We start from the raw sequence: 14,653 nt of genomic DNA, 5'->3' as shown, positions 1-14,653 counted from the left end.
CCCGCCGTAATGACCGCCACCAGAGCCTGCGTCACGATAGACGAAGCGGCGGCAGGATGCGACGCCGGATCCAAAGCAGTGAACGCAGGGAAAAGCACCTGAGCCAGACCAAAAACACCGGCGAAAGAAAGCACACCGCTCAAGGAGCACAGCAGAAGGTACAGCATCATCAGACGGCGCGGATTAATGTACCCATCCTTGACCCAATCCAGAACGATCCAGAGGAACGGCACCACCACGATGGCCTCAGGCAGAACCTTCGGCAGGGCATAACTCAGGAACGAGCCGATGTTCACACTACGACCCGCAGTAACAAGAATCTGGTACGCATCCAGGAGGAAATACACCAGGATGAGCGTCATAGCGATGGAATAGGCTTTACCAAGAATCGCCAGTCCCCGGTTAAATTCCTGCTCCCTCTCGCCAACTATGCCAAGGTTTCTTTTCGCCTCTTCAAACGCCGCCCGCTCATCATATGTGCGCTTGGGGGCGCCGGGGCTAGTCTGCGATGAGGATTCGTGCGCAGGTTCGGAAGTAGGGTGCACGAGTCATCCTAACTGTGGTTGTGTGAATAGTGGTTGGGTAAAAAAAGTTATCGGTAAACCGCAGACCCGGGCCCCACAGGACCTGCAGGATCCGTGGCCAGACCTATGATGCTAAATCAGGTAATCCTCGCTGCGGCGCACACGCCAATCACGGCGCGCCTCCATATAAGAACGCGACTGACGCGACCACACCAACGCCAACGCCACCACGCACACCAGCATGTACGGACCCGCAATATACACCGGCGTGTACAGCGGCGAAGCGCTACTGAGCAGTAGCTCAACATCCTGGCTCGGCGCACCATTCAACGTGCCCAGAAGAGCCGCCACAGTCAGCATAATCAGCAAAGAAGCCAAAACGCCCAACGCCAACGCCACCGACAGCACCAACGCCGCCCACCGGTAACCACGCAGATAAGCCACCGTGCAGAAACCGTGCAGGGTCACGTTACCGAACGCGCTGACCATCAGGAAAAGCACCGGATAGTACGCCTGCGCATCCACCAGCGACTGGGCGCGCCAGGTCGAAAAATGTGACAAATGGGTAGTCGCATAGGAGACGCCGGTGTACGCAATCAGCGCCAGCCAGCCCACAGCAATAACAAGCAGAACCCAACCCGCCACAGACACGAGAGTGGGGGTGGCGGGCTTCGTAGGATGCGTGGTGTTCGGAGCGGATGGCGGAGAGGACTCGACGGCGGACATAGCTGAATCTTTCGGATATCGGCTGATAGTGTGCGGAAAACGTATGAGCGAGTGTGTGATGTGAGTGTGGGCGGCGGCGCGGCGTTCGTCTACCGCGCCGCCTCAAAACTTTAGGCAGAAGTGGACGGGTCAACCGTCGCAGAAATACTGTCAGGTAGCAACGGAGAATCTGCCCGGTTCGCCATCGCAATTCGCAAGTTGTTGAAGCGGTAAATGGTCAGCAACGATAAACCGACCTCGCTCAACCAGACCAAGCCCAAGACAACAAGTATCAGCAGGGGGTCAAGCCCCATCGAAACTCCAGCCCAGTCGAGCATCAGCAGCAGGAACGTAATCGGTGAAAGCACCAGCCCCACGGCAACATACCCGATCAGGGAGCAGATAGCCCAAACGCTATACACGGAGGCGTCCGTCGAATCATTCGGAGGGCGCATCAGCGGCCACATCTGAACCACCAGGTAAAGCGCCGCCACAAAACCAAAGCAAATCGCCAACGGCTGCGTGTACTGGGAGATAATGAGCCCTTCGACCAGGGTCAAAATACTCAAAATAACGGCGCGGACTAGCAGGTTCTTCTTGAGCTTCTGCTTGCGCTCCTTCACCTCGTCAGCGGTGTAGGTGCGCAGAAAAGCGGGAACCTGACCCTGCCCCGGGAACGGCGGCAGAGGGCCCGTCGGGTGCGTACGCACCACAATCGGCGGGTTCGTACCATCCTGAATGATGACGGTAGAAGTCGCCGAAATAACCGGATGCGAGCCAGTCACCACCGGCGGCACGTTCAGCGGAACGGACACCTCCGGCGTAGCAGGAGTCACGTGACGGATAGGCGCCTGAAAGCGGGTCTGCATACTGATATCTTCATCCGGGTGTTCTGCGGATGAAGCGGCATCTGTGTTCAGGTGTGTAGCGCCCATGAGTGGCCTCCTGGCAGGTGCGGGTCGTGTTTCTGTCTCTACCGTATCACGCGTACTTTAAGGGAATCTGAGCAGTGGCTGGGCATCGTTGAGAGCGTGTCACACCGCCACTTATCACCCCATCAACACCCCTCAGGCATCACCCAGCAGAGGCGCGGATGCGCTGGGATTCCCTCGCCCGTCGGTGCTCGTTAGCTCTGCTCCGCAGTACGCGAAGCCTCAGTGTTCAACTCCTCAGCGTTCGGCGCCTCGGTATTCGGCTCTGCCGGATTCGGTTCCTCAGCCTTCTGCTCTTCTGCCTTCTGCTCTTCTGCGCCCTGTTGCTCCGATTGTTGCTTCTGCCGCGTCAAACGCAAGCTCCTACGAACCGCCAAACTATAGAACAGCGAGAACAGAAGCTCCAACGCGAAGGACGCCATGACCGTCAGCAGGCTCGCCGTATAGAACATGCCCACGCGGTCCAGCAGAGTCTGCGGGCCGTGCAGGGTCACGAGTACATAGGTGAAGAACGCCGTCATGATGGCAGCCGCAACCCCGGATGCCACATTCGCAAGCAGCACCAGCTTCACCGAACGATTCGCCCGGTAAATCATGGCAAGCCACATGTGCATCACCAGGTACACCAGCGGCACCGCACCAATCGGGAAAAGCGTGACGCGGATGAAGTAGTAAACAATAATCAGCGAAGGAACCACCAGCAGGAGCACACGCACCAGGTACAGGTTCTTAGCCGGCAGCGGGTACTCACTGGCAACATTCCAGAACTCATCAGCCTGCTGCTCCAACTCCTCCATCGCCTGCAACTGCATCAGCTGCGCCTGCGACATGTGCTCCTGCGGCACAAGATCCGCGGAGCCCTCCACCGGCGCAAGCTCAGCGGCAGAAACCGGTTCGCCCCTCCGCATACGAGCGGAATCAGCCATACTAGCCCTCAAAAATGCCGCGCGAACGGTCCTTACGCACGCTCTCAGCAGGGAAAATACGGCCGCTCATGCTGATGTACACGCCCGGCTCCAGCAGATTCAGGGCGGCAATAGCGGCACCCAGGTTGAAGCCTGCGTCCGAACGAGCCATCACGGCGGGCTGCATCGCACCGGTCAGCACCACAACCTTATCGCCCAGGTCGGCGTGCTCCACCAGGTAGCGGGCGGTCTCCGGCATGGTGTCGGTACCGTGGGTGATAAGCACCTGGTCGTTAGTGACAGCATTCAGAGCCTCGGTCAGCTCGGCACGATCCTCATCGGTCATGTCCAGGCTGTCCTTGCCAATCAGCGGGCGAATATCGAAACGCACATCAGTAATGACGCGGTCCAGCAGATCCTTAGCGGCAGGCTCACCAATATCCATGGTGCCCGCCACCGAATAGAACTTATCGATCGTGCCGCCAGTGGCAAGAATCGTAATCTCTTCAGGGTTTTTAATGGTGACGCTCACGGGGTTTCCTCATCTTTTCAGGTCAACGTACACGAACTAAAAACTGCCAGGCCAACCCGGCAGAATACGCCCCACCACACGGGATCAACACGGGGTAAAACCCCACGCACGAGGGTGGAGACGCAAAAACCCGCCGACCCCCGCAAAGCGGGAGGCGACGGGTCGGCTAGTGCGCCCTGTGGGGCTCGAACCCACGACCTGCGGATTAAAAGTCCGTAGCTCTACCGACTGAGCTAAAGGCGCTCCTATCCACACAAAATTGAAAGTGTGCAGATAGAAATACTATACACTACCGGCTCCCAGCCAATGAACGGTACACTGGGAAATCCTATGTCTACACCCGCATCATCAACCGGCGCCTCCGGGCGCACCCGACACCGCACCCACCACCGTCCCGTCCTCTACTCCGCCGAGAAATTTGAACGCCACGAAGGCGGCATGGACCCCGCCGCACGCGAAGAGGCGGCACACGCCTCCGCACGCATCCTGCTGATGCGCGGGCGCGACACCGACGAGCAGATGACCGAGCGGCTCGTCAGCTTCACCGACGACTACGGTATTGAGATGCTCGCCGAACTCTGGTCGCACGCGAGCGCCCACTCCCTACCGGGTGCGCTGTGGCGCATGTACTGGCTACGGGATACGGTGCACCGTTCGCCGCGCGGGGTGAGCCGCGCCTTTGAGCTGGGCATGGCGGAGGATTACCGTTCGCACGTGGTGGCGGGTGTACCCGACCCGCCGGGTGCCGATGAGGTGGTCCGCACGATTGATGAGATCCTGGCGGGTCTGTACACCGGCGATATGGACATTGCGATGGAACGCTGCGCGGCGTTTGCGCACGTGGTGGCGTTGGGTATTCGCACCGATTATGCGCGCTCTGCCGGGCAGGATGGTGCGGTTCCGGGTAGCCACGAGGTGAAGCGGGAGGCGGTGGAGCGTCGTGCTCGTCTGCCGCGTCAGGCTCAGCAGATGGAGCAGATCGCGCACGATTTGGAGGCGGTCGCCGCCCAGCTGCGCGCCGTTGAGGCTGGTCAGCAGGCTAACGGGGGTTCCGGGGCTGATTCTGCGCAGGAAAAATCGCAGACCAACCTCGAAGCATTCTAGTCTTATGCAACGTTTGGGCGCCTAAAAATGCGGGTTCGTGCCGCGAATTGGCACAGGTTCCACATTGGGCCGCAAAGGCCTGAAAAGCCTGTTTCTAATTGACTCTGCGCCGGGTGCGGGTGGATAATAATTACAAGATGTCGGGTTGCTAATAGGTAGCCCCGGGCTCCAAATCTTTAGCCGCTTCGAGCGGCCTTCCGCCGAGAGGCGCTCCCAACCCGACATCCCTAAACGTTCCGGTGGGGGTCGAGAAATCGACCCCCACCGTTTTTTGCTTAAAACCCCGTCTAGAAGCCGCCGTCAGCCCGACGCAGTTGTGTCTGAAGCTCGAGCGCTCGTGAGATGCGCGCGGGCTATGCGCACCCGCAGCCCCCAATACTGGTTAGACTGGGAACTATGCTGCACCGACTTTTCCCCCACGCCAACGAATCCCTCGCCTCCCTCGCTGAAATTTCAGCGCAGGTCGGTGAGGCGGCGGCATTGCTCTCTGAAATGGTCGGCTCCCCCGTCGCGGAGTACCCCGAACTCTTCGAACGCATGCTCACCCACGAGGCGGACTCCACGAACCTGCTGTTCCGCACCCTCACCGAGGTGCGCAGCTCCTTCTCCCCACCGATTCCGCGTGAAGACCTGTACACGCTGGCACGCAAGCTCACCAACGCCGTTGAGAAGCTCACCAGCGCCGCGCACGTGCTGTCCCTGCACAGCATTGACGGCTTCGCCACGCACATCACCTCGATTCTGGACATTATTCAGCGTCAGGCGGTGCTGACCGCCGCCGTCATCCCCAAGCTTGCCGATATTCGCGGCCTCGACAACTACTGGATGGACATGCTGCGCATCTCCCGCCAGGCGCTACGCACCGCCGAAGAGTACGACGCATACATTGCCGAACGCTACACCCCCGAACGGTACCGCCGCTACGCCACCTTCCTGGCACAGCTGACCGCCGCCTCCAACGCTATGCGTGATGTGTCTGCCGAAATCGGCCGCATTATCGTTCAGGAATCCTAATGTTCCTGGGTCTTCTAGCCTGCTGCGCCTTCATTGCCGCGGTCTACGTTACCGGTGTGCACGACGCCTCAAACGCCGTCGCTGTTCCGGTGCGTACCCGCGCCCTCGGCGAGCGCTCCGCCCTCTACCTTGCCGCGCTCTTCAACGTGCTCGGTGTGGTCGGTGCGTTCCTGCTGCTCGGTGAGTATTCTGCCTCGTGGGTGAGTGCCCCGGAGGGTATCACCGGTCTGAACGGCATTGTTGCGGCACTACTGGTCTGCGCTATTTGGGGTGTGCTCACCTGGGTTTCGAGGATTCCGTCTTCCTCGACCCACGCGCTGGTGGGTGCCCTTGCCGGCGTGAGCTGGTGGACCCAAACAAGGATCGACAGCGCCGCTGAAGGCTTCGGTTCGCTCGCCTTCCTGCCGCATATTTTTGGGGCGACCCTGCTGCCGCTCTTCTACCTGCCGCCGCTCATTTTTCTGCTGTCCTGGCTGATGGTGGTGCCGTTCTACCGGCTCGTGGTGGGGCATAATCCGCGCCTGGTGAATCAGCACGCCCGCGAGGTGCTGGCGGTGTCTGCCTCCGCAATTTCGCTGTTGCACGGCCTGCAGACCGGCTACCTGTACTTGCTGCTGTGGGCGCTGCTGAGCGAACGCATCATGGACCCGGCGCTACTCCAGTCCCTCACCAGGGGCGGGATGCTGCTGGGCGCCCTCATCATTTCCCTCAGCCTGGGTGCGGGCACGCTGACCGGTGGCCGCCGCATCGGCTACACCTTCGCCTACAAGATGGTGCGTCTGGACCCGTTCCGCGGCGCGGTTGCCCAGGGTACGACCGCCGTGGTTCAGGTACTCGGCTACTTCCTGCTGCAGGTGCCGTTCTCCTCCTCGCACCTGGCGACCGCCTCGGCGCTCGGCGCGGGCGTGAACCAGCGTTTTAATGCGTTGAAGTCCAGGATTGTTCTGCAGATTCTTCTGGTGTGGCTGGTAACCATTCCGGCGTGCTTTGTGTTCGGAGTGCTGGCGATGGTGGCTCTACAGTCCATCCACTAGATTTTAGGGGCGGTGCATGCTCACTGCCGCGGGATAGCCGGGCGGCGGGTTGAGTCTGAACGGTGCGCACCCTCATAATGGTTGAGTTCTTGGGCTGGCACGCGCCCACTCACCCTCGACTGATTGTGGTTATGTCTTCCCCTACCGTAGCTATTCTGGTCCGCACGAAGGGCCGCCCCCGCTTCTTGAGCCGCGCGCTGGAGAATATCGCGCAGCAGACCTTCACCGACTACACGGTCTGCGTGATTAACGACGGAGGCGACGAGCAGGCAACCCGCGCCGTCATTGAGGCTTCTCCACTGGGTTTGCTGGGTTCTAACGCGCACGATTCCAGCCGCGTGCAGCTGCTGACCACCGCCGGCGGCAACATGGAGGCGGCATCCAACGCCGGTTTGGCGGCGACCACCTCCGAATACGTGGCGATTCACGATGACGACGACCTGTGGGCACCCGAGTTCCTGGAGCGCACCGTCGCGGCGCTGGAAGAGAGCGGCGCGCTCATGTGCACCACCCGCGTTGTGGAGCGGTACGAACGTGAGAACGCCGACGGCGAGTTCGAGGTGTACGAGGAGCGTATTTTCCACGACGGCCTGCCCGGCATGGGTTTGCAGTTCCTCTTCCGCACGAACCGTGCCGTGCCGATCGGTATTCTCTACCGCCGCAGCCTACACGAGCTGGTCGGTTTCTACGATGAGTCCCTGCCGGTGGTCGGCGACTGGGAGTTCAACATGCGTGCCGCCTCCGTTGCGGATATTCTGCTGGTGGATGAGCCGCTGGCGTACTGGTCGCTACGCCCCGACGCGGAGGGCTCCGAGGCGAATAGCGTGAAGCGCCAGGCTGATCACGCCCGCTTCGATTCGATGGTGCGTGCCCGCGCTATCCGTGAGGATTTGCAGGCGGGTGCCCGACCGGGTGCGTACCTGTATCAGGCGCATTTGGCGGCTGACCTGGAGCGTCGCGTGATTGACGGGCACGATCTGACCCGCGAATCCCTAGATATTCTGCGCTCTATTGAGAGCCGCCTGGCACGTATTGAGGCCCGTCAGCAGGCCATTGAGAACCGCCAGCAGGCTATTGAGGAGCGTCTGCGGGTTCTGAAGCACCTGCGCACCCCGGGCCGCGCGCTGCGTTCCTTGGCGAAGCGTTCCCTAGTTCGTCGCGGTGCTGAGGCTGAGTCGGCAGATCAGAAGGGCGCATAGCCATGACAGAGAACAATCATTCTTCTACAGCACTGCCCGTTACTGAAGCACCGCGCGTGCTCGTCATTGGCGATATCGGCCAGCACACCTACCACGTGGGCGACGAAGCCATGACCATTGCGAGCGCTCAGGCGCTTTCCGAAGGCGGCGCGGCGGTCACCCTCATGACCCGCGATGTGGGCCATTCGGCGCGCTATATTGGCGCAGCGGTGAATCATGAGGCGGCACAGCATGAGGCGGGCGCGCCCTACGAGTACCTGCCGTTTTTCCTCTTCCCCTGGGCGCCGGCTGAACGCGAGCTGACCCTCGCGGCGTTCGAGTGCGTCCTGACGGAGCTGCACGCCGACCGAGAGCGCCCCTCCGTTACCGAGCTGGTGGCGTTACCGCAGGTGCAGGCGCTGCCCGAGGTGTTGCATCCGCTGGAGCAGACCGTTGAGCGCATGGTGGAGTTCGCGGACTCCATCGCCGCAATGGATGCGATCGTGGTCTCCGGCGGCGGTAACCTCAACTCCCGTTACGGTTGGCTGCTCTACGAACGTGCCGCCGCGGTGCGTGCCGCCGAGCATGCGGGCGTGCCCGTGTACGTGACCGGTCAGTCCCTGGGCCCGGTCCTCAGCCCCGAGGACGCGCAGGTTCTAGAGCGCATGCTGCGCACCGCCCGCTCGGTGACGGTGCGTGAACGTTCTTCCCTCGCTTGGTGCCGTGAGCGGGGTATTGACGCGCGCCTGAGCGTGGACGACGCCACCGACTACCCGGTGGCTTCCCCAGCGCGTACCCTGCACTATGCGGAGGGTATTTCTGCAGGTCAGGCGCTTGATGAGCTGCCGGAGCACTACGTCTGCGTAACCGTCAACGAATGCACCAACCAGCAGGCGCAGCAGATTGCGCGCCTACTCGACGGCATGTGGCGCGAACACGGCTACGCACCCGTTTTCCTGAGCCACTACGGTGACCCGCAGGACCCGACAAGCGGCGATATTCAGGCGCACCAGCGCATCGCCGAGCGGCTCAGCCCATCCACCCCGGCGACCCTGCTACCGATTCTGCACGCCGACCAGAGCATCGCCGTGCACCGTGCGGCGGCGTTTACTCTGACCAGCCGCTACCACCCGGCGGTGTTCTCCGCCGCGGCGGGTATTCCCGTGCTTGCCCTCGTGCCGGATGCCTTCACGCAGATGCGCGTGGGCGGCGCCCTGAGCCTGTACGGGCTGGGCGAGTTCACCCTGCCGTTGGGCATGCTCGCCGGTGGTGTTCCCGAGCTGATGGTTGCCGCCGCCCTGCGACACGCGGCGGTGACATCGGATGCGCGCCGCACCGAGCTGCTGGAGGTTCTGCGAGCCGAACGTGCCTACCTGCTGGCGCAGATTCTTGCATCTGGCGCAGAAAAGCTGGACGAAGTAGAGGCACCCGCGCCCTTCCCCGCCGTGGAGCAGGTTCCGGCGCTCCCCGAGCCGCTGGGTGCGACCGTCCGTGCCGCCCGCGAGCTCTTCACCGAAACCTCCCTCACCGCGGGGTTCGAGTGGGCGATGTCTGACCGGGCGCATTCCTGGGATGCCGAGCACCGCCGGCAGCTCGAGCGCGCCCGCACAATCGGTGGCGGGTACAGCGCGCACGGTATTCACGGGGCGCACGGTGCAGAACAGACGCGCCCCGTCACCGTTGAGGCTTATTCTGAAGCACCCGCCGAGGCGCATCCCGCCCAGCCGGGTCTGCTGGCGAGGGTGGCGCGCCGCCTCCGCGGCTAGATTCGCGGCTAAGCCCCTTGCACTGAGGTTTCGGCACGCAAGCTGAGGTTTCGGCACGCAAAACCGCCCAAGCCGAGGCGCTAAGCGGGGTTCGGGGCGCGGGGTCTCTCACACTTCAACCCAACACTCCCCTACCCCCTTGTGCACCGCATGTGCGCCGGTATGATGGTGCCCATGGCACGATTCGCAGACATTCTACGCACTACTGAACAGAACACCCGACAGTTCATTCATGAGGGTATTCACCGAGTCCGAGCAGACTTCTTTCAGTCTGTGCAGATTGTTGCGGCGTCTATGGGCGCTTGGCTTTTCGCTGAGCGCGTCCTGGGCCACCACGAGCCCATTTTCGCGCCGGTGGCTGCCCTCGTATCCCTCGGCTATGTAAGCGGTGCTAAGCATTCCCGCCGAATCCTTGAGGTCTCCTTCGGCGTGACCCTCGGCATTCTCATTGGCGACCTTCTGCTGATCCTGCTCGGTCACGGTACCTGGCAGGCGGCAGTGGTGCTTTTCTTGACCGTGATTATTGCCCGATTTATTGATAAGGGCATTATTTTTACGATTCAGCTCAGCTTCCAGGCCTGTTTCACGTTGCTGCTGCCCGTACCTGACGATGCGTTCACCCGCAGTTTTGACGGTATCGTCGGTGGCGCGTTCGCGTTCCTCGCGATGTATCTGATGCCGCGCGACCCGCGTAAGAACCCGCGTGCCCGCGCGCAGGCTCTCATGGATGCGTTCGCGAAGGTTTTCCAGCTCTCCTCCGAGGCAATCCGCTACTACGATTACAACAAGGCGTACCAGAGCCTGCTCGATGCGCGCGCCCTGCAGCCGCTCTACGATGCATGCCGCGGTGACCTGATTACCGCGCAGGGCATGAGCGAGCTGTCCTGGAATAGCCGCAAGAGCAAGGGCGAGCTGGCGCGCATGGCGAAGACCCTCGCCGCGGTGGATTTGGCGATTCGTAACGACCGCGTGCTCAACCGCCGCATGGCGTCCACGATTCACCACGTGCAGCTACGAACTGCCGCGCAGCTTTCACTCAGTGACGCGCTGACCGAGCTGTCGTTGGCAGCGCAGAGCCTCGGCCTGGGCATGTCTGCACCGACGGAAGGCGAACGCGAGCACTACATGATGGAGGCACGCGAACGCATGATCAAGCTTGCCGGCACCCTCGAGCCGCGCACCATGGGTGTGGCGACCTTTGAGGGCGAGTCGCTGGTGCTGATGCTCCGCCTGATTGTGGTCGACTTTTTGGAGGCGACCGGCATGTCCCACAAGGACGCCGTGGCGGTTCTGGTGCCCCTGGGCGAGGCGGTCACGAAGCATGCACCACGCACCTCGGCAATCCCGATTGTTGACGCTGACATGGACGACTCCACGGTGGTTGATGACGTGACCGATAGCGCGGTGAACACCCACCACACGAACAAGCTCAACACCCGCTCGATCAACATCATGTTGCACGAGAACGAGGAGGAGAGCCGCTCCTCCTAGCGGGTTTCTGGAGGGTTTCTAGCGGGGTCAGCGGCAACCCATCAAGACGCAACGGAGGGGGCTCCCGGCCGGTATTCACGCCAGCCGGGAGCCCCCTCCTCCGCTATCTCTATGCTGTTGATGCGCGGGCGGCTACTTCTGTGGGAAGAGCAGCGCGAGCGCCTCGCCCAGGGTGGTTACCTCACGCACGGTCACGCCCTCGGGCACGTCCCCCACGCCGGTCGGGGAGGCGGGCACCAGCACGTGCGTGAAGCCCAGGCGGCCCACCTCCGCAATGCGCTGGCGGATGCCCGGCACGGCGCGCACTTCACCCGCCAGGCCCACCTCGCCGAAGACTGCGAGTTTGCGCGGTAGCGGCTTATTTTGCGCCGCCGAGGCAAGCGCCATGACGCACGCCAGGTCGGCGGCGGGCTCGGCAATTTTTGCGCCGCCCACCGTGGATACATAGCAGTCGAGCTTGCCCACGTTCAGCCCGGCGCGGCGCTGCAGCACCGCCAGCAGCATCTGAATACGCGCCGAATCCAGGCCCGAAACGGTACGGCGCGGGGCGGGTGCCACCGCCTGATCCAGTAGCGCCTGTACCTCCGCGAGCAGGGGTCGGCGGCCCTCCATCGTGACGGTCACGCAGGTGCCCGCCACCGGGTGCGGGGTACTGGAGACGAACATGCCGGAGGGGTCCAGCACCGGTGCGATGCCGTCCTCGTGCATGTCGAAGCAGCCCACCTCGTCGGTGGGTCCGAAGCGGTTCTTAATCGCGCGTAGCATGCGGATATTCGAGTGCTTATCGCCCTCGAACTGGCAGACCACGTCCACCAGGTGCTCAAGCAGGCGCGGGCCCGCGATGGTGCCTTCCTTAGTCACGTGACCCACGAGCAGGGTGCACATATTGCGTTCCTTAGCCGCGGCAATCACGGAGGCGGCAACCTCACGCACCTGGGTCACACCGCCGGCGCTACCCTCAACTTCCGCGGAGGCGAGGGTCTGCACCGAGTCGATGACCAGCAGGGAGGGGTTGACCTGCTCAATATGCGCTAGGGCGGTGCCGAGGTCAGTTTCGCTGGTCAGGTAGAGGGTGTCCGCGATGGCGCCGATGCGGTCGGCGCGGAGTTTGACCTGCGCGGCGGATTCCTCGCCGGTGATGTACAGGACCGGGCGCGGCGGCTGGGGTGCGATATTCTGCGCCCCCTGCTGTCCCGCAATCCCGGCGGTGCCGCGCGCGAAGGTGGCGGCGACATCCAGCAGCAGGGTGGATTTGCCCACGCCGGGTTCGCCCGCCATGAGGATGACCGCGCCGGGTACGAGTCCACCACCGAGCACGCGATCAAATTCGGGGTTTCCGGTGCTCATGTAGGCGGCTACGCGCGAGTCGACTTCTGCAATGGGCTGGGCGGGTTTCTGCACGCTGGATGCGGCGCGGGTGCGCGCACGGGTGCCCCCGGCGGCTTCTTCGACGGTGCCCCAGGTTTGGCATTCGCCGCAGCGGCCTACCCATTTGGCGGTGGTCCAGCCGCATTCGGTGCAGCGGTAGGCGGGTGCGGTTTTGGTGTTTTTCGTGCGCGCGGTCATGGGTCTATTTTAGGGTCTGGGGCGATATGGTGCGCGGTGTTTAGTCACGGCGAAAAGGGGTACCGCAGAACACACTTTTACCCTTAAATGCAGATAGTTTCACCTCGTGCACTCCCGTATAAATATCGAGAATATCCGTTCGCTTTTGAGGCACTTTAGCCCGCCGTTCCGCCCCTGACCTGGCTCAATAACCACCCTTACAGGTACAATGTTTTTTGTGCAGATGAATTATAGTGACCTATTGCTTAAAACTATCGCCCGAATCGCCCCCGGCACCGAGCTCCGCGAGGGCCTGGAACGCATCATGCGTGGCCGTACGGGCGCGCTCATCGTACTCGGATCCGACCGCACCGTATCCTCCCTGTCTTCGGGCGGTTTCAACATCGACACCGAGTTCTCGGCAACGCGCCTGCGCGAGCTGGCGAAGATGGACGGCGCTATCATCTGCGACCGTGACGCCACCCGCCTGTTGCACGCCGGCGTGCAGCTCATGCCGGACGCCTCCATTGACACGAACGAGTCCGGTACCCGCCACCGCACCGCCGAACGCACCGCGATTCAGACCGGTTTCCCGGTGATTTCGGTGAGCGCGTCGATGTCTATGATTTCGGTGTACGTTGACGGCACCCGCTACACGGTCGAGGACAGCCAGTACCTCATGGCCCGCGCGAACCAGGCGATTCAGACCCTTGAAAGCTATAAGAAGCGCCTGCGTTCGGTGCTTTCCTCACTCTCGGCCCTGGAGATTGAGTCCAACGTGTCCCTGGCGGATGTGGCGATGACCCTTCAGCGTATGGAGATGGTGAACCGCATTATCCGCGAGGTCAGCCACTACGTGCTGGAGCTCGGCGTGCACGGCCGCCTGATTGCCCTGCAGCTGGAGGAGCTGCGCGCCCCCGAGATGACCGCCAGCGATCTGATTCTGCGCGACTATCTGCCCGAGACGAATGACGAGCTGATCGCCGCCGGCATTGAGGCGCTTCAGAACCTGGACGATATGGCTATCGTGGATCTGCGCACGATTGCCCGCACTGTCGGCTTTGGCGAGAACCCCGACCTGGAGTTCCCCCTGCAGCCTCGCGGTTTCCGTCTGCTCGCCGGTATTCCGAGCATCCCGAACGCTATTTCTGAGCGTCTGGTGGAGCGCTTCGGCAGCCTGCAGGCTCTGATGGCGGCGTCCCTTGAGGATTTGCGCGCCGTGGACGGTGTGGGTGAGGCTCGTGCCCGCACGGTGCGCGAGCAGCTCTCCCGCATGGCGGAGAGCAGCCTGGAGAAGTACCTCTAACAAAAGCTCATACGAGAAGCCCCCGCGCCGGAGACTATCTGGCACGGCGGCCTTTTCCTGCCTCACAAGAACCTTTTGCATTATGATGTAGTGACAGCGGAGTTCCCTCCGCACCCTGGTGCCTCAAGCATCATGACACCCCTTGGAGGTCACAATGTCGTACTCACGAGCTAAGTATCCGTCGGCTAAGCGCCCCGTCCCGTTCTTCGTGTGGGCGTCCCCCATTCTGTTCCTGATTTACCTGCCGCTGCTGTGGTTCAAGGTCATCCCCAATTCCTTTGAGGTGACCGACCTGTCCACCCTGCTTTTGGCGGCACTACAGTGGACCGCATTCGGTAGCCTGCTCGGGTACCTGGGTGAGCGCCGCTTCGCCAAGCCGCGCGCCTCCAAATAGTGCCACGCAATAGACCTATACAAAAAAGCCCCCGTGCCGGAGAATGAACTGCCTCCCGTTTCTTGGACAACGAAAATAAAGTCCAAGAAACAGGAGGCTTTTCATGTCTATAAATCTGGGAATGAGACACGATCGTTTGCTTCGGAAACAGGCAGCGCAAATGTTTGAGAAAGGATTAGGCTATGGTCTGACCGCCAGCAGGCTTGGTGTGTCTGCCGCGACT

The 14,653-nt window shown here is 62.0% G+C and carries 13 protein-coding genes, 1 tRNA gene and 1 pseudogene; 8 read left to right on the top strand and 7 right to left on the bottom strand.

Features of this window, described 5'->3' with window-relative positions; translation table 11 throughout:
• From HMPREF2980_RS09560 to HMPREF2980_RS00325, 6 genes and pseudogenes are all read right to left on the bottom strand, one after another.
• Window positions 1-368, bottom strand: a pseudogene (locus tag HMPREF2980_RS09560) (ABC transporter permease); the annotation flags it as partial.
• A 288-nt stretch (window positions 369-656) separates the two neighbouring features.
• Window positions 657-1,250 carry a flagellar type III secretion system protein FlhB gene (locus HMPREF2980_RS00345; protein ID WP_005504401.1) on the bottom strand — a complete coding sequence of 198 codons (594 nt, stop codon included), beginning with the start codon at window positions 1,248-1,250 and terminating at the stop codon, window positions 657-659.
• Between the two features lie 110 nt (window positions 1,251-1,360).
• A complete protein-coding gene (locus HMPREF2980_RS00340; protein WP_246823611.1) occupies window positions 1,361-2,098 on the bottom strand; it encodes an organic solvent tolerance protein OstA in 738 nt (245 codons plus the stop codon).
• Window positions 2,099-2,355: 257 nt separating this feature from the next.
• The gene (locus HMPREF2980_RS00335) at window positions 2,356-3,087 is read right to left on the bottom strand and encodes an amino acid transporter (RefSeq protein ID WP_070689717.1); all 732 of its coding nucleotides are present in this window, start codon (window positions 3,085-3,087) and stop codon (window positions 2,356-2,358) included.
• A gap of 1 nt (window position 3,088) precedes the next feature.
• Window positions 3,089-3,598, bottom strand: a complete 510-nt coding sequence (locus HMPREF2980_RS00330) for an asparaginase domain-containing protein (RefSeq protein WP_070689713.1) — start codon at window positions 3,596-3,598, stop codon at window positions 3,089-3,091.
• Window positions 3,599-3,768: 170 nt separating this feature from the next.
• Window positions 3,769-3,841: transfer RNA gene (locus HMPREF2980_RS00325), tRNA-Lys, on the bottom strand.
• Between the two features lie 87 nt (window positions 3,842-3,928).
• Between HMPREF2980_RS00325 and HMPREF2980_RS00320 the strand changes: the two genes are divergently transcribed.
• The 6 genes from HMPREF2980_RS00320 (at window position 3,929) to HMPREF2980_RS00295 (ending at window position 11,185) form a co-directional block, all read left to right on the top strand.
• On the top strand, window positions 3,929-4,702 hold the full coding sequence (locus HMPREF2980_RS00320; protein WP_083313488.1) for a histone acetyltransferase: 774 nt from the start codon (window positions 3,929-3,931) through the stop codon (window positions 4,700-4,702).
• 396 nt (window positions 4,703-5,098) lie between these two features.
• Window positions 5,099-5,716 carry a hypothetical protein gene (locus tag HMPREF2980_RS00315; protein ID WP_005504391.1) on the top strand — a complete coding sequence of 206 codons (618 nt, stop codon included), beginning with the start codon at window positions 5,099-5,101 and terminating at the stop codon, window positions 5,714-5,716.
• Window positions 5,716-6,750: an inorganic phosphate transporter gene (locus tag HMPREF2980_RS00310; RefSeq protein WP_070688715.1), complete on the top strand. Its 1,035-nt coding sequence runs from the start codon at window positions 5,716-5,718 to the stop codon at window positions 6,748-6,750. Before HMPREF2980_RS00315 ends, HMPREF2980_RS00310 begins: the two co-directional genes overlap by 1 nt.
• A 131-nt stretch (window positions 6,751-6,881) precedes the next feature.
• Window positions 6,882-7,949, top strand: coding sequence for a glycosyltransferase family 2 protein (locus tag HMPREF2980_RS00305; protein ID WP_070604984.1), 1,068 nt, complete (start codon window positions 6,882-6,884; stop codon window positions 7,947-7,949).
• Window positions 7,950-7,951: 2 nt separating this feature from the next.
• Window positions 7,952-9,694, top strand: a complete 1,743-nt coding sequence (locus tag HMPREF2980_RS00300; RefSeq protein ID WP_070604981.1) for a polysaccharide pyruvyl transferase family protein — start codon at window positions 7,952-7,954, stop codon at window positions 9,692-9,694.
• A 162-nt stretch (window positions 9,695-9,856) separates the two neighbouring features.
• On the top strand, window positions 9,857-11,185 hold the full coding sequence (locus HMPREF2980_RS00295; RefSeq protein ID WP_070634642.1) for an FUSC family protein: 1,329 nt from the start codon (window positions 9,857-9,859) through the stop codon (window positions 11,183-11,185).
• A 132-nt stretch (window positions 11,186-11,317) separates the two neighbouring features.
• On the opposite strand, the gene radA is transcribed toward HMPREF2980_RS00295, so the two are convergent.
• A complete protein-coding gene (gene radA / locus HMPREF2980_RS00290) occupies window positions 11,318-12,751 on the bottom strand; it encodes a DNA repair protein RadA (protein ID WP_049354023.1) in 1,434 nt (477 codons plus the stop codon).
• 208 nt (window positions 12,752-12,959) lie between these two features.
• On the opposite strand from radA, the gene disA reads away from it, so the two are divergent.
• A complete protein-coding gene (gene disA, locus HMPREF2980_RS00285; RefSeq protein ID WP_070689709.1) occupies window positions 12,960-14,036 on the top strand; it encodes a DNA integrity scanning diadenylate cyclase DisA in 1,077 nt (358 codons plus the stop codon).
• Between the two features lie 154 nt (window positions 14,037-14,190).
• Window positions 14,191-14,430 (top strand): hypothetical protein, encoded by a 240-nt coding sequence (locus HMPREF2980_RS00280; RefSeq protein ID WP_005507607.1) that lies wholly within the window; start codon window positions 14,191-14,193, stop codon window positions 14,428-14,430.
• Window positions 14,431-14,653 lie beyond the last annotated feature (223 nt).

Origin of the sequence: Rothia sp. HMSC076D04, assembly GCF_001814645.1 — a bacterium.
Taxonomy (GTDB): domain Bacteria; phylum Actinomycetota; class Actinomycetes; order Actinomycetales; family Micrococcaceae; genus Rothia; species Rothia mucilaginosa.
The sequence above is the reverse complement of the archived record's forward strand: the minus strand, read 5'-3'. Positions and strand labels throughout refer to the sequence as shown.

What these genes read in the sequence shown, in the direction of transcription:
- HMPREF2980_RS00345 (WP_005504401.1), bottom strand. Translation starts at nt 1,250, where the DNA reads ATGTCCGCCGTCGAGTCCTCTCCGCCATCCGCTCCGAACACCACGCAT.
- HMPREF2980_RS00340 (WP_246823611.1), bottom strand. Translation starts at nt 2,098, where the DNA reads ATGCAGACCCGCTTTCAGGCGCCTATCCGTCACGTGACTCCTGCTACG.
- HMPREF2980_RS00335 (WP_070689717.1), bottom strand. Translation starts at nt 3,087, where the DNA reads ATGGCTGATTCCGCTCGTATGCGGAGGGGCGAACCGGTTTCTGCCGCT.
- HMPREF2980_RS00320 (WP_083313488.1), top strand. Translation starts at nt 3,929, where the DNA reads ATGTCTACACCCGCATCATCAACCGGCGCCTCCGGGCGCACCCGACAC.
- HMPREF2980_RS00315 (WP_005504391.1), top strand. Translation starts at nt 5,099, where the DNA reads ATGCTGCACCGACTTTTCCCCCACGCCAACGAATCCCTCGCCTCCCTC.
- HMPREF2980_RS00310 (WP_070688715.1), top strand. Translation starts at nt 5,716, where the DNA reads ATGTTCCTGGGTCTTCTAGCCTGCTGCGCCTTCATTGCCGCGGTCTAC.
- HMPREF2980_RS00305 (WP_070604984.1), top strand. Translation starts at nt 6,882, where the DNA reads ATGTCTTCCCCTACCGTAGCTATTCTGGTCCGCACGAAGGGCCGCCCC.
- HMPREF2980_RS00300 (WP_070604981.1), top strand. Translation starts at nt 7,952, where the DNA reads ATGACAGAGAACAATCATTCTTCTACAGCACTGCCCGTTACTGAAGCA.
- HMPREF2980_RS00295 (WP_070634642.1), top strand. Translation starts at nt 9,857, where the DNA reads ATGATGGTGCCCATGGCACGATTCGCAGACATTCTACGCACTACTGAA.
- radA (WP_049354023.1), bottom strand. Translation starts at nt 12,751, where the DNA reads ATGACCGCGCGCACGAAAAACACCAAAACCGCACCCGCCTACCGCTGC.
- disA (WP_070689709.1), top strand. Translation starts at nt 12,960, where the DNA reads ATGTTTTTTGTGCAGATGAATTATAGTGACCTATTGCTTAAAACTATC.
- HMPREF2980_RS00280 (WP_005507607.1), top strand. Translation starts at nt 14,191, where the DNA reads ATGTCGTACTCACGAGCTAAGTATCCGTCGGCTAAGCGCCCCGTCCCG.